Here is a 13,474-nt window from a genome sequence, read left to right as displayed (position 1 = left end):
CGTGATTGATTTCAAGAACGTCTCACTGGAGTACCCCGTGACCCGGACGCTGGCGCTGGATGACGTGTCCCTTCAGATCGGAAAGGGGGAATTCGTGTACCTGGTCGGGCATTCCGGCGCCGGGAAGAGCAGTTTCATGAGTCTGGTGCTCAAGCGGGCGCTGCCCAGCCGGGGCGAGGTGCGCGTGGCGGGCGAACCGCTGGCCCGCTACCGGGGGCGCCGCACGGCGCTGCTGCGCCGCCGCATGGGCACGGTGTTTCAGGACAACCTGCTGCTCCCTCACCTGAACGCCTTCGACAACGTGGCGTTCGCGCTGCGCGTGACCGGCGTGCCGCAGCGGGAGTGGGCGCCGCGCGTGACGACGGCCCTGCGGACCGTGGGCCTGGAACACAAGAAGTACGCGCTGCCGCTGCAGCTGTCGCAGGGTGAGCAGCAGCGCGTGGCGATCGCGCGGGCCATCGTGAGCGACCCGCCGCTGCTGCTGGCGGACGAACCGACCGGGAACCTCGACCCGGACAACAGCCGCGAGGTGCTGAAGGTGCTGCAGAACGTGAACCTGCGCGGCACGACCGTGGTGGTCGCCACGCACGCCCGCGACCTGGTCGAGACCTTCCGGCACCGCACGCTGACGCTGCGCAAGGGCAAGCTGGTGCGGGATGACCCCTACGGCGGGTACGCGCTGTGAACTACCACTTCCGGCAGGCGCTGCTGGCGATGCGCGGGAACGTCACGGCGACCCTGGCGACCCTGATGACCATGACCCTGACCCTGCTGATGCTGGGCTTCGTGCTGCTGCTGACCCTGAATGTCAACCGCACGCTCTCGCAGCTGGAATCGCAGGTGGAGGTGGCGGCGTTCCTGCAGCCCGGCGCGCCGGGCGAGGCGCTGCTGACCCAGGTGCGGGCCCTGCCGCAGGTGCGCGAGGCGTCGCTGGTGACCAGTGAGCAGGTGCTGGCCGAGATGACGCAGGACTCCCCGTACACGCGGGACGCGGCGGCGCTGGTCGGCAATCCCTTCCCGGACACGCTGCGCCTGCGGGTCAGCCGCGTGCAGGACTCGCGCACGGTCGCGGCGGCCGTCTCGGCCCTGCCGGGCGTGGATGACGTCGAGTACGGCGCGGGGTACGTGGACCCGACCGTGAAGACCCTGACGGCCGTGCGCGGCGCGGGGTACGCGCTGGTGGGTCTGCTGCTGCTGGGAACGCTGTTCAACATCCTGAACGCGGTGCGTGTGGCGATGTACGCCCGCCGGGACGAGATCAGCGTGATGCGTCTGCTGGGGGCGACGCGCGGCTTCATCCGCATGCCGCACGTGATCGAGGGGCTGCTGGTGGGTCTGCTGGCGGCCGGGGTGTCGCTGGCGATCCTGGTGCCGTCGTACCTGGGGCTGGCGCGGCGCGTGCAGCAGCTCGCGCCGGTGTTTCCGGTCGTGCAGGACGCCGGGACGCTGGTGCCGCTGCTGGGTGGGGTGGCGCTGCTGGGCGTGCTGATCGGACTGCTGGGCAGTCTGTTCGCCACGCGCCGGTACCTGCTGGAGCTGGAATGAGGGCGGGCGGGTCGCGGGGTCGGGCGGCGCTGCTGAGCGCCGCGCTGCTGACCGCGCTGCCGGGTGGGACCGGGTGGGCCGCGCAGGCGCAGGGCAGCGCCCGGACCGGTGACGCCCCGGATCTCAGTACCAGTCAGCGGCTCGAGCAGCTGCAGCGGGAGTTGCAGCAGCAGCGGCAGCTGAGTGCGGACAAGGCGCGGGAACTGGAGACGCTCAGGCGCAGCATCCAGAGTCTCAGTGCGCAGCAGAAGGTCACGCTCTCGCGGCTGGACGCGCTGGCGGCCAGCGCCTCGCGGCTGGAGAACGAGGTCTCGGTCGTCACGGCGCGGGTGGCGCTGGCCGAGCGGGCGCTGGCCGACACGACCGCGCAGCTGAAGGTCACGCAGGCCCGCGTGGAACGCCTGCAGGGCGACGTGCGCGAGGTGCTGCTGCTGCAGTACCGGGACCGCAGCGGCCGCTACCTGCAGCTGCTCTCGCAGTCGCGCAGCCTCTCGGACCTGCTGATCCGCCTGCGCTACGCGAACATGGCGGGCGAGTACAACACGCGCGTGATCGCGTCCCTGTCCGGCGAGGTGAAGGTCCTGGCGGAGCAGCGCGCGCAGCAGACCCGGCAGGCCCGCGACCTGAGGACCCTGCAGGCGCGGCGCACGGCGGCGCTGCAGACCCTGACCGCGCAGCGGGCCGAGCAGGGCCGCCTCCTGGCGCAGTTGCGGTCCAGCGAGGCCGGCAAGCGGATCCTGGCGACGCAGCGGCAGGCTGAGCAGGCGCTCGCCGCGCAGACCATCGATCAGCTGGTCGGGCAGGTCGTGGCCGAGCGGTCGCGGCTGGAGGCCGAGCGGCAGCGCCGCCTGGAGGAGGAACGTCGGCGGCGTGAGGCGGAGGCCCGGCGGATCCGTGAGGCGCAGGAACGCGCCCGCCAGGAGGCGCTGCGGCTGGCGCGGCTGCGGGCCGAGCAGGCGCGGGTGGCGCAGCAGCGGGCCGACGCGCAGGCTGCCCGGCTGCGCGCCGCGCAGCAGGCCGCCCAGGCGCAGCGGGAGGCGCAGGTGCAGCGCGAGCAGCAGGCGCTGCAGCAGCGCAGCGAGCAGGTGCAGCAGGCGCAGGTGCAGGTCGAGCAGCAGCTGCTGCCCCTGCCGAACCTGAGTGGCCCGCTGGGGTTCCCGCTGCCGGGCGGGCGGGTGCAGTCCCCGTACGGGACGGGCGGGTCGCCGTGGGTGGTTCTCAGCGGTGGGGCGCAGGCGGTCGCGGCGCAGGAGGGCAACGTGCTGGCGGTCACGTACTACGCGTCGCTGGGGTGGGTGGTGCTGGTGGATCACGGGTCGAGCGTCACGGCGTACTTCGGGCTGCGGGACCCGCTGGTTAGCGTGGGCAACCGCGTGGGGCGCGGCACGCCGGTCGGGACGGTGGGGGGCAGTTCGATCATCGGGCCGGACAGCATGGCCTTCCAGTTGCGGCGGGGCGGCGTGCCGGTCCCGCCGGGCTTCTAGGCGGCGTGCGCCCTCTTGCCGAGTGGCGGCGCGGCTGATACTCTTGTTCGGTGCGCACCCCGGTTGGCTGCTGACGGGCGCATGAACCCCGTGATCCTAGCGGGAGCTGTACCCTCAATCACCCGATCAACCCGAGGTTTCCATCATGGTCAAGATTCGCCTGTCCCGTTTCGGTGCTACCCACAACCCCCACTACCGTATCGTCGTGACCGATGCCCGCCGTCCCCGTGACGGTGGCTACATCGAGAGCCTCGGCCACTACGATCCCCGCAAGACCACCGAGACGTACCTGAAGGTCAACGCCGAGCGCGCCGCCTACTGGATCGCCCAGGGCGCCCAGCCCACGCAGACGGCCCGCCGCCTGCTCAAGAGCCAGGGCGTCAAGGTCGCCTGAGCGTCCACACCCCCTGACAGGCCCCCACGTGGGGCCTTTTTTCATGTCGCCCGAGCGGCCAGCAGGGCAGGATTGTGCGGTCTGGACGCAGCGCACGGGCGCCCGGCGTTCCGGATGCTCTAGAATGCCCGGCATGAAGACCGATCCTGTAGACCTGACCCTGTTCCTGGCCCAGAGCGTGGTGGATCAGCCGTCGCTGGTGCGCGTGTCCCGCCGGGGACCGACCGTGGTCGTGCGGGTCGGAGCGGGCGAGGAAGGCCGCCTGATCGGCCGGCAGGGCCGCGTGATCCAGGCGATCCGCACCCTGGTCCGCGCCGCGAGCGACCCCCGTGACCGCCTGAACGTCGACCTGGACGCCCCCCGCAAAGCGTGACCGGCGCAGCTTCCACTGCCGGGGGCGGGCAGGACCGGACGCGCCTGGGGTACTTCCTGGGACCGCACGGCGTGAAGGGCGGCGTGAAGGTGTTCGTGCTGGGTGACCCGACGCAACTGGCCGCGCTGGGCCGCGTGTACGTCGAGAAACGCGGCTGGCTGAAGGTCCGCCGCGCCGAGATGCTCGCGCCGGGCGTGGCGCTGCACCTGGCGGGCGTCGTGACGCGCGAGGGGGCCGAGGACCTGCGCGGCCTGAACGTGTACGCCGCCGACGCCGACCTGCCGGAACCCGAAGACGGCGTGTACTACTACCACGAACTGCGCGGCCTGACCCTGAACGGCCCGGCCGGCGAGGTGCTGGGCGAGGTCGTGGACGTGCTGGACGCCGGGCATCAGGATCTGCTGGTGGTGCGCCACGCGGCGGGCGAGGCGTTCGTGCCGCTGCAGGCGCCGTACGTGACCGTGAACCTCGGGCCCCGGCGCCGGCCCGCATCACTGACCCTCACCGGGGACGCCCCGGCGGGCCTGCTTGACCCGGACGGGGCCGAAGAGGCGGGCCGGGCCGAATGACCGGTCTGTCTCCGCAGTTGACCTTCTCGTTCCTGACGCTGTTCCCGGAACTGCTCGCGCCGTTCGCGGCCGAGGCGATTGTCGGGAAGGCCCGCGAGCGCGGCCTGCTGGACGTGCAGCTCGTGAACATGCGCGACTTCGCCGGGAACCGGCATCACAAGGTGGACGACACGCCCTACGGGGGCGGGGCGGGCATGGTGATCCGCGTGGACGTCGCCGAGCGCGCCCTGGCGAGCCTGCCCCCGGCCGACGAGGTGATCCTGTTCAGTCCGGCCGGGCAGCCGTTCACGCAGGCGGTCGCGGAGGAACTCGCCGAACGCCGCCACCTGGTGTTCCTGTGTGGGCGCTACGAGGGCTTCGACGCCCGCACCGAGGGCCTCGTGACCCGCGAGCTGAGCATCGGGGACTTCGTGATGATGGGCGGCGAGGCGGCCGCCGCGTGCGTGCTCGAGGCGGTGGCGCGGCTGGTTCCGGGTGTGATCGGTGACCCCGAGTCGCATCAGGCGGACAGTTTCAGTTCGGGGCTGCTGGACTACCCCGAGTACACCCGCCCCCCCGAGTGGCATGGTCAGGGCGTTCCGGAGGTGCTGCGCGGCGGGAATCACGGCGCGGTGGCCGCGTGGCGGCGCGGGCAGGCGCTGGCGCGGACGCTGGCCCGCCGCCCGGACCTGCTGGTCAGCGCCCCGCTGACCCCTGCCGACACTGTCACCCTGGGAGCGCTGGGCGCCACGCCGGAGCAGTTGCAGGCCTGGGGTGCGCCCCCACCACCCCGCCCGAAACGCCGCAAACGGCCCCGCCCGGCCGACCCGGACCCCTCGCCCGGTTCCTGACCGCCGCAGCGGTAGGGCGCGACCTGGGCCCCCCTCTGCCGCCGCGCCGCCTCCCCCGCTGCCCCGCGTCTACTGTGGGGTTCGCTCAAGTTGCCGGGCGCGGATGGGCGCACCATGGCCGGGTATGCGCGTTCCACTGTTTCCCCTGCCTCAACTGGTGCTGTTCCCGGGCGTGGTCCTTCCCCTGTACGTTTTCGAACCCCGTTACCGTGAACTGCTGGCCGACGTGCAGGCCAGCGGGCAACCCTTCGGGATCGTGCGCATCGTGGAGTCCTCCGAAACGTCAGACCGTCCCTTTCACGAGCGGGTGTCGCGGGTGGGCACCCTGGCGCACCTGCGGCAGGCCAGTCCGCACGAGGACGGCACCAGCACCGTCCTGGTGGTGGGCGGGGACCGCTTCCAGGTGGACGCCTTTTACCTGGAACGGCCCTACCTGTCGGCGGACGTGACCGTCTGGCCGCTGGAACCGGACCCGCTGGACGCCGGGCTGGCCGCCGAGGCGGCGCGCGGCGCGGCGGCGCAGCTGCTCACGGCGCTGCTGCGCCTGCGGCCCGGCAACGCCGACGAGCTGCGGGAGGCGGCCCCCAGCGACCCGCTGCTGATGGCGAGTTTCGCGGCGACACTGCTGCCTGCCAGTCCGGAGCAGCGTGAGGACGCCCTGCGGGCCGTCACGCTGCTCGAGCGGCTGGAGCGGCTGCTGGGCCTCGTGCCGGGCGAGGCCAGAATCCTGAACTGATACGGACTGCCGTTTGTTTCGCCGACAATCCGGAACTTCGCCGGATTGCCGACTCCACGTCCGGAGGGGCGTTTTTCTCCTGCTGTGCGGCGCAGCTCTACGAGTCGCATCCGCTCGGATTGAACGGGCTTAGCAGCCCATTCAATCGGAGTCCGTATGATCCCGATTCCGGCCCAGCCGTCACAGCACGTCGTCGGCGCTGCCGCGCTTGCGCAGGTTGTTCTGCGTCTTGCGCCAGCGGAGCGCCCGGACGATGGCAGGCGCCGCCGGGTTCAGGTTCAGGTCGTAGGCGGGGTACCACACGCGCTGCTCACTGAACTTGAGTTTCATCTTGAACACCCCGTACGAGTGCTTGCTCTCGTCGAGTACACGCGGGATGCCCCAGAAGTCGAACAGTTCGTAGCCGCGGCGCTTGGCGTCCAGCATGGCGTTCCAGTAGAAGGCGTCCGGGGCCTTGGCGTCCTTGAGGGGGCTGCCCTGGCCGTCGACGCGGTCGTCGCGGACACTGCCGCCGAACAGGTAGTACGTGCCCTTGCCCATTGCCAGGAAGAACCCGCCGGCCAGCGCCCGGCCCTGGTAGCGCGACAGGACGATGTACGCCTCGCCGCCGTGGGCGTTGCCCTCGCGGAGCATGGTCTCGTAGTACGCGCGGGGGAAGGCCCCCAGCCTGGCGCGTTCGTTCGTGGCGGTGAAGATGTCCCAGAACGCGTCGAAGTCGTCGTCGCGGCCGGCGACCACGCCGAGTTTCTCGGCGGTGCGGACGTTCCGCCGGGCCATGCTGGACAGGCCCGCCATCATGTCCTGCTCGCTGCGGGTGAGGTCCGCGACGATGGTGTGTTCCGGCTGCTCGGTCTCGGCGCGGCGCAGCGGGCCGTACGCCTCGGGGAGGGTCACGCTGTCGTCCGCCAGGAACGGCACGGGCGGCTCGACCTTCAGCAGGGCGTCGGTGGGCCGCGCGACGCGCCGGACGGCCTCCGCGAAGGCGGGCAGCAGGTCCAGGGTTTCCAGGGCCGGGCCGCGCGGGGCGTACAGGGTACTGAAGCCCGGCACGAGGCGTTTGCGCAGCAGCTGCACGGCGCCGACGGTGCGGCCGTCCTGCGTGATCAGGTAGCGGGCCGGGGTCTGCCCCAGCGTTCGCCGCGCCTCGCCGTACCCCCAGCCCTGCAGGGCGCTGGTGATGGGCAGGTTCCGCACGGCGTCGTCGTACACGCGCGGATCGGTGGTTTCTACTAGGCTCAGGCGCACGGGGGGGATTGTAGCAGGCCCCGCCCCGCGCCGGTCACAGGAGACTGTCATGGACAGCGCCGCGCGGGACGCTAGAGTGCAGGACGTGAAACAACTGCTCCTGACCGCAGCGCTGCTGAGCGGCGTCGCCTTCCAGATGGCCGGTGCCCAGACCGCGCCTGCCACCCCGGCGCCCACTGCCCCGACGCCCACTGCCCCGGCGCCCACTGTTCCCGCGGCCGCGCAGGATCCCAGCACGCCCGTCGGCCGGGTCGGCCGGGAAACCCTGACGCTCGGCGAGTTCGACCGCGCCTTCCGCCTGGCGGCCGCGCGGGTCGTGAACGCCCAGGGCGTGCCGTTCGAGGAGTCCTACCTCAGCGAGTTCGTGGCCGCCCGTCCCGGGTTCCTCAAGCAGTTCCTGCGGGACCGGGCCGTGTACCAGCTGGCCCGCGCGGGCAACAAGGCGGACGCCGCCGCCCTGGACCAGCAGCTCGCGGACGCCCGCAGCGACTTCGAATCCGACGGGGAATTCCGGAACGCCCTGAACGCCACCGGATACGCGGACGCCGCCGACCTGCGGCGCGAACTGGAACGGCAGAGCGTGGTGGGCGCCTACCTGCAGGGCATCCAGAAGCGCTTCACGTTCGGGGACGCCCTGGTCGCCGGGTACTACAACCTGCACCGCGCCGACTTCATGCAGGACGCCCAGGCGTGCGTGAAGCACATCCTGGTGCCCACCCAGGCCGAGGCGCAGGCCCTCACGAAGGAACTCGCGGGCGGCGCGGACTTCGCGAAACTCGCCGGGCAGAAAAGCCAGGATCCGGGCAGCGCCGCGCAGGGCGGCGACCTGGGCTGCTTCGGGCCGGGCGAGATGGTCGAGACCTTTGACCGCGCCAGCTTCAGCGGACCGGTCGGGAAGGTGCAGACCGTGCAGTCGCAGTTCGGCTGGCACGTCCTGACCGTCACCAAGCGCACCGAGGCGGGCACGCTGCCCCTGGCGGACGCCGCGCCGCTGATCCGCGACCAGCTGAGCAAGGACGCCGCGCAGAAGTACCTCGACGCGCAGATCGCCCGCCTGAACACCGAGTCGTTCCCGGCTGTCGTGACCGTCGCACCCGCCGCGCCCGCCGACAAGTAACGCGGGTTCCGGACGTGCAGCTGGCAATCCGGTGAAGTTCCGGATTGCCGGCGAAACAAACGGCAGTCCGTATCAGGGGTGGCGGGACGGGCCGACGTCAACCGTCCCTTAACCGCGGCGGGTGAGGATGCCTGACCGGGCGCGTCAGACAGGCGCCGGCCCGGGAACCGGAGGACACCCCATGCCGCACGACCCGCACCGCCCGAACCTGAGCGCCCCCGCCCACACCCCCGAGGGGGACAACGACGACGAGATGATCGGCACGCTCCTGAGTCGCCGCCGCGCCCTGCGCCTGCTGGGCCTGGGAGCCGGGGCGGCCGCCCTGGGTGCCGGGGGGGTGCTGGCCCAGCGGGGCGGCGGGGCGGGGCAGGCGAGCGCCGCCAGTGGCCTGCCCGGCTGCGTGGTGCGGCCCGCCATGACCGAGGGGCCGTACTTCGTGGAGAGCGAACCGCGCCGCAGCGACCTCCGCCGCGACACCACGACCGGCAGGCTGAGCGCCGGGGTGCCCCTGACCCTGAACTTCGAGGTCAGCCGGGTCGCGGTGGGCGGCTGCACGCCGCGCGGGCAGGTGCTGATCGACGTGTGGCACTGCGACGCGCAGGGCGTGTACTCGGACGTGCAGGGCAACACCGGGGATTTCCTGCGCGGTTCGCAGGTCACGGACGCGCAGGGCCGCGCGAAATTCACGACCATCTACCCCGGCTGGTACCGTGGGCGGGCCGTGCACATTCACTTCAAGCTGCGGCCCCTGGACGCCAGCGGGAAGGCCACGGGCGAGTTCACGTCGCAACTGTTCTTCCCGGAAAGCGTGAACAGCGCCGTGTTCGCCCGCGCGCCGTACAACGCGCACGGCACGAGGGCCGACACGCCCAACGCGCAGGACGGCATCTACCGTAACGGCGGCAGCCAGCTCCTGCTGAACGTCAGGGGCGACCCGGTAAAGGGGTACGCGGCGACGTTCGACGTCGGCCTGAACATCGGCTGACCACCGCCCCGGTCAGTCAGGTAGGCCCGGTCAGGTGGGCCGCGTGGCCCCATCCGGCCGGAGGGTCGGCCCGGTCATGGGTAGGGAGGCGCGTACCAGGGACATCAGGTCGTCCAGGGTGCGCGCCTCCCTGACAGCCGCGGCACTCAGCCAGGGGCGCACCTGCGTGCCGTCCAGCACGAACGCCGCCGGGAGCGGGACTCCCTGCACCCCGTGCTGCGCGGCCAGTTCGTCGCGGTGCAGGAAGGTCACATCGGCCGCGAGGGACCGCACGAACGCCCGCCACTCGCGGCGCATGCCGAGCGGGCCGTACGTGACCGCGCACAGCTGGCAGTCGTACGTGGCGGGCGAGACCGTCTTGTGCCACAGGTCCTTCAGGGCGTTCAGGGGGCCGCCGTCGGCGTTGTAGACGAACAGCAGGTGCGGGCGGGTCATGCGGCACGCTAACGCGGGCCGGGTGCGCCTGTCTGTGCCTCTGCATGCAGGCGGGCGCGGCCGGGCGTAGGGTGAGGCATGACCGACACGGCGCAGAAGCGGAAACTGAACTGGAACAGCCACCACATCACGCAGGGCGATGAGCGCGCCCCGAACCGCGCCATGCTGCGCGCCGTGGGCTTCGAGGACGGCGATTTCGAGAAGCCCATCATCGGCGTGGCGCACGCGCAGAGCAACATCACGCCGTGCAACAACGGCCTGGGCGAACTGGCCGACCACATCACCGGGGCCATCCGCGAGGGGGGCGGGATGCCGCAGGTCTACGGCACGATCACCGTGTCGGACGGCATCAGCATGGGCACCGAGGGCATGAAGTGCTCGCTGGTCAGCCGCGAGGTGATCGCGGATTCCATCGAGACCGTGTCGCGCGGGCAGAGCCATGACGGCGTGATCGTCGTGGGCGGCTGCGACAAGAACATGCCGGGCGCCATGATCGGCATCGCCCGCCTGAATATCCCCGCGATCTTCGTGTACGGCGGGACCATCAAACCCGGCCACTACGACGGCAAGGACCTGACCATCGTCAGCGTGTTCGAGGCGGTCGGCGCGTTCGGGGCGGGCAAGATCAGCCGCGAGGACTTCACCGAGATCGAGAAACGCGCCTGCCCCGGCAACGGCTCGTGCGGCGGGATGTACACCGCGAACACCATGAGCAGCGCCTTCGAGGCGATGGGCATGAGCCTCCCGTACTCCAGCACCATGAGCGCCGTGGACGCCGAGAAGGCCGTGTCGAGCGCCGACAGTGCCCGCGCGCTTCTGAACCTCGTCGAGCAGGACATCCGCCCGCTGGACATCCTGACGAAGGAGGCCTTCGAGAACGCCATCACCGTCATCATGGCCGTCGGCGGCAGCACCAACGCCGTGCTGCACCTGATGGCCATCGCGCACGCCTGCGACATCGACCTGACCCTGGCGGACTTCGAACGCATCCGCGAACGCACCCCGGTCTTCTGCGACCTGAAACCCAGCGGGAAGTATGTGGCCACCGACCTGCACGTGGTCGGCGGTATCCCGCGCGTCATGAAGATGCTGCTGAAAGAAGGCCTGCTGCACGGCGACTGCCTGACCGTCACCGGCCGGACCGTCGCCGAGAACCTCGCGGACGAACCCGATGCGCCCAGCGAGGGGCAGGACGTCATCCGCGCCTTCAGCGACCCGCTGTACACCGAGGGGCACCTCGCCATCCTGCGCGGCAACCTCGCCGAGGAAGGCTCGGTGGCCAAGATCAGCGGCCTGAAGAGCATCAAGATCACCGGCCCGGCCCGCGTGTTCGACTCCGAGGAGGAATGCATGGAGGCGATCATGGGTGACCGCATCCGCGCCGGGGACGTGCTCGTCATCCGTTACGAGGGCCCGAAGGGCGGCCCCGGCATGCGCGAGATGCTCTCCCCCACCAGCGCCATCATCGGCAAGGGCCTGGGCGACTCCGTCGGCCTGATCACCGACGGACGCTTCAGTGGCGGCACCTTCGGTCTGGTGGTGGGGCACGTCGCGCCCGAGGCGTTCGTGGGCGGCACCATCGCCCTGGTGCACGAGGGTGACACCATCGAACTGGACGCCGAAACCCTGAAGCTCACCCTGCACGTCCCGGAAACCGAACTGGCCCGCCGCCGCGCCGCCTGGGTGCAACCCGAACCGCGCTACAGGCGCGGCGTGCTCGCCAAGTACGCCAAGCTGGTCAGCAGCGCGTCGGTGGGCGCGTACACCGACTGAACGACCCGCCGCCTTCCGCCTCTCCGGGCGTGAACGACCAGGGCCGCTGCACCTCGGGGTGGGCGGCCCCTGTGCCATCTGGGCGGTGCGGTACGGTGACGTCATGCACGCCCCCATTCTGACCACCCCGCGCCTGACCCTGCGCCCGCACCGGGCCGACGACCTGGATGCCTGCGTGGAGCTGTGGCAGGACCCGGTGGTCACGCGGCACACCAGTGAGCGGCCCCTGCCCCGGCAGGACGTGTGGAGGTGAGGGACGGGTGCTGTCACGGAGGCCCGGAGCGGCATGTGCGCCGCGGACGGTGGTCCGGGCAGGCTAGAGTGCACCTTCATGAAACACCGCATCTGGAGTCTTCCGTGCCTTGCCGTTCTCGCGGGCTGTGCGCCCAGCCTGTCGTCGTCCGACGCCCTTCCGCTGGTAGCGGGGCAGGTGTGGGACGTGACGGGTGTCGCCGGGACGGCCCGGACGACCGCTCAGGTCATGGTGAAAGGTCTCCTCAACCCGAATCCGGGTGTGTACAGCAGTTCGGACGTTCTGGGGATCCTGGGTGCCTTGAATGGCTCGCGTGACCCGGCCGTGACCCTGAACAGCAGCGAGAAGGTGTTGCGTTTCGTGTGGCGGGGCCAGGACGCGGAGGGTGCAGGCGTTCCGTACATGTGCCTCGTGCGACCATTCGATCCGGATGGAACGGTGTTCAGCGGCAGGCTGATGGTCCGTGACGACGTGGTGGGCACGTGTTCGGCCACCATCAGGTGAGCTGACGGATTCCGTGCGTTTCGCCCTCCACCCGCCCATGCGCCAGACCCGGGCGGCCGTGCGGCCGGTCAATGCTCCGTCGGCTCGGCCACCTGATCCCAGCGCCACTGGCCGGCGTGCGCCATGGCCTGCAGGCGGCGGCGCAGGGCGGCGTGGGTGTGCAGGAACGCGAGGAATTCCGCTTCGGGTTTCAGGTTCAGCCCGGCGTCCCGCAGGCGTGTCAGGTCCGGGGGCGGCGGGGTGGGTGGGTCGGGGTGCCGGTGGACCTGCCCGAAGGTGCGGCTCAGCGAGTCGATGCTGGCCAGGGCGCGCCCCAGTCCCTGGGGGCAGGGGCCGCTCAGGGTGCCCTGCAGGATCAGCAGGGCCTCGCCCAGCGCCGGCAGGTGCAGGTCCAGGGCGTCCTGCCGGTCGTGGTCGTGGAAGCGGTGCAGGTACGGGGAGGTCAGGTGCGCGGCGTCCACGTCGTTGAGCATGCTGTGCAGGTCGGTCGTGAGGCTCAGCAGGCCGCGGTCGTGGTCGGTGTGGGCGTTCAGGATCAGGGCCTGCGCGCCCGGACCGGCGCGGTGCAGGTGCAGCGCGAGGCGGCGCCGGTCCCCGCGGGCCTGCGCGATCGGCACGACGAAGGTGATGGCGAAGGTCAGCAGGAAGAAGCCGTTGATGGACGCCACGGCGGTCAGGATCCGCCAGAAGGGCTGTGGGGCGGTGATCTCGCCGAGGCCCAGGGTGCTGATGGTGTACCCGACGAAGTACAGGGTGCCGGCGAAGGTGGCGGGCTGCCCGCTGTCGGAGCCCAGCAGGCTGCCGGGCTCCGACCAGAACACGAGGGTCCAGCCGAGCCAGCACAGGACCGTCCAGGTGGTCAGGGTGCCCATGATCAGCAGCGGGGTACTCCATGACAGCAGCGGGCGGTGCCCGGTGGCGCGCGTGAGGGCCGTGAGCAGCGCGTACAGCGGTCGGTGGACGGCGCGGCTGAGGCGGCCCTCCCCGGACTGCAGGCAGGTGACGATCAGGTCGCCGAGCACGGCGAGTACCAGCAGGGCCCCGGGTATCCACAACAGTTGCCGGATCATCGTTCCGTATTGTGGTGGCCCGCTGGCCGGCGTGCCGGCAGGCGGCCTTGCGGGTCCCTGAAGGGTTGTGGCGCGTGGGGGGGCGGGCGCTCCCACGGACGGCCGTCTGTCTCGTTGGCGCCCCGGAACACCACCGGGTGGCCAACGCCACGGCTGTCCGT

The 13,474-nt window shown here is 71.3% G+C and carries 16 protein-coding genes; 13 read left to right on the top strand and 3 right to left on the bottom strand.

Annotation, left to right across the window (positions count from 1 at the left end; all coding sequences use genetic code 11):
• Position 1: 1 nt before the first annotated feature.
• From ftsE to ABDZ66_RS14810, 8 genes are all read left to right on the top strand, one after another.
• Positions 2–685 carry a cell division ATP-binding protein FtsE gene (gene ftsE / locus ABDZ66_RS14845; protein ID WP_343760489.1) on the top strand — a complete coding sequence of 228 codons (684 nt, stop codon included), beginning with the start codon at positions 2–4 and terminating at the stop codon, positions 683–685.
• Positions 682–1,545, top strand: a complete 864-nt coding sequence (locus ABDZ66_RS14840) for a cell division protein FtsX (protein ID WP_343760487.1) — start codon at positions 682–684, stop codon at positions 1,543–1,545. The genes ftsE and ABDZ66_RS14840 overlap by 4 nt, the downstream gene beginning before the upstream one ends.
• On the top strand, positions 1,542–3,029 hold the full coding sequence (locus tag ABDZ66_RS14835) for a murein hydrolase activator EnvC family protein (protein ID WP_343760482.1): 1,488 nt from the start codon (positions 1,542–1,544) through the stop codon (positions 3,027–3,029). The genes ABDZ66_RS14840 and ABDZ66_RS14835 overlap by 4 nt, the downstream gene beginning before the upstream one ends.
• Before the next feature lie 145 nt (positions 3,030–3,174).
• Positions 3,175–3,423 (top strand): 30S ribosomal protein S16, encoded by a 249-nt coding sequence (gene rpsP, locus ABDZ66_RS14830; RefSeq protein ID WP_343760478.1) that lies wholly within the window; start codon positions 3,175–3,177, stop codon positions 3,421–3,423.
• Positions 3,424–3,556: 133 nt separating this feature from the next.
• A complete protein-coding gene (locus ABDZ66_RS14825) occupies positions 3,557–3,796 on the top strand; it encodes a KH domain-containing protein (RefSeq protein WP_078305021.1) in 240 nt (79 codons plus the stop codon).
• Positions 3,793–4,365, top strand: a complete 573-nt coding sequence (gene rimM, locus ABDZ66_RS14820) for a ribosome maturation factor RimM (RefSeq protein WP_343760471.1) — start codon at positions 3,793–3,795, stop codon at positions 4,363–4,365. Before ABDZ66_RS14825 ends, rimM begins: the two co-directional genes overlap by 4 nt.
• Complete coding sequence (gene trmD / locus ABDZ66_RS14815) at positions 4,362–5,195, top strand: tRNA (guanosine(37)-N1)-methyltransferase TrmD (RefSeq protein WP_343760469.1); 834 nt, start codon at positions 4,362–4,364, stop codon at positions 5,193–5,195. The genes rimM and trmD overlap by 4 nt, the downstream gene beginning before the upstream one ends.
• Positions 5,196–5,319: 124 nt before the next feature.
• Positions 5,320–5,931, top strand: coding sequence for an LON peptidase substrate-binding domain-containing protein (locus ABDZ66_RS14810; protein WP_343760467.1), 612 nt, complete (start codon positions 5,320–5,322; stop codon positions 5,929–5,931).
• A 180-nt stretch (positions 5,932–6,111) separates the two neighbouring features.
• Here ABDZ66_RS14810 and ABDZ66_RS14805 read toward each other — a convergent pair whose 3' ends face one another.
• Positions 6,112–7,176 (bottom strand): lipid II:glycine glycyltransferase FemX, encoded by a 1,065-nt coding sequence (locus tag ABDZ66_RS14805; protein WP_343760465.1) that lies wholly within the window; start codon positions 7,174–7,176, stop codon positions 6,112–6,114.
• A gap of 85 nt (positions 7,177–7,261) precedes the next feature.
• Between ABDZ66_RS14805 and ABDZ66_RS14800 the strand changes: the two genes are divergently transcribed.
• Positions 7,262–8,293: a peptidylprolyl isomerase gene (locus ABDZ66_RS14800; RefSeq protein WP_343760463.1), complete on the top strand. Its 1,032-nt coding sequence runs from the start codon at positions 7,262–7,264 to the stop codon at positions 8,291–8,293.
• A 181-nt stretch (positions 8,294–8,474) separates the two neighbouring features.
• Positions 8,475–9,278 carry an intradiol ring-cleavage dioxygenase gene (locus tag ABDZ66_RS14795; protein ID WP_343760461.1) on the top strand — a complete coding sequence of 268 codons (804 nt, stop codon included), beginning with the start codon at positions 8,475–8,477 and terminating at the stop codon, positions 9,276–9,278.
• Between the two features lie 30 nt (positions 9,279–9,308).
• On the opposite strand, the gene ABDZ66_RS14790 is transcribed toward ABDZ66_RS14795, so the two are convergent.
• Positions 9,309–9,713, bottom strand: a complete 405-nt coding sequence (locus ABDZ66_RS14790; RefSeq protein ID WP_343760459.1) for a hypothetical protein — start codon at positions 9,711–9,713, stop codon at positions 9,309–9,311.
• A gap of 78 nt (positions 9,714–9,791) precedes the next feature.
• On the opposite strand from ABDZ66_RS14790, the gene ilvD reads away from it, so the two are divergent.
• From ilvD to ABDZ66_RS14775, 3 genes are all read left to right on the top strand, one after another.
• A complete protein-coding gene (ilvD, locus tag ABDZ66_RS14785) occupies positions 9,792–11,486 on the top strand; it encodes a dihydroxy-acid dehydratase (RefSeq protein WP_343760456.1) in 1,695 nt (564 codons plus the stop codon).
• 103 nt (positions 11,487–11,589) lie between these two features.
• Positions 11,590–11,739, top strand: coding sequence for a GNAT family N-acetyltransferase (locus ABDZ66_RS14780; protein ID WP_343760454.1), 150 nt, complete (start codon positions 11,590–11,592; stop codon positions 11,737–11,739).
• Between the two features lie 78 nt (positions 11,740–11,817).
• Positions 11,818–12,243, top strand: coding sequence for a hypothetical protein (locus tag ABDZ66_RS14775; protein ID WP_343760451.1), 426 nt, complete (start codon positions 11,818–11,820; stop codon positions 12,241–12,243).
• A gap of 68 nt (positions 12,244–12,311) precedes the next feature.
• Here ABDZ66_RS14775 and ABDZ66_RS14770 read toward each other — a convergent pair whose 3' ends face one another.
• Positions 12,312–13,313, bottom strand: coding sequence for a potassium channel family protein (locus tag ABDZ66_RS14770; RefSeq protein ID WP_343760448.1), 1,002 nt, complete (start codon positions 13,311–13,313; stop codon positions 12,312–12,314).
• Positions 13,314–13,474 lie beyond the last annotated feature (161 nt).

Source organism: Deinococcus depolymerans (genome assembly GCF_039522025.1).
GTDB classification, from domain to species: domain Bacteria; phylum Deinococcota; class Deinococci; order Deinococcales; family Deinococcaceae; genus Deinococcus; species Deinococcus depolymerans.
This window is presented reverse-complemented; position numbering and strand designations above follow the sequence as displayed.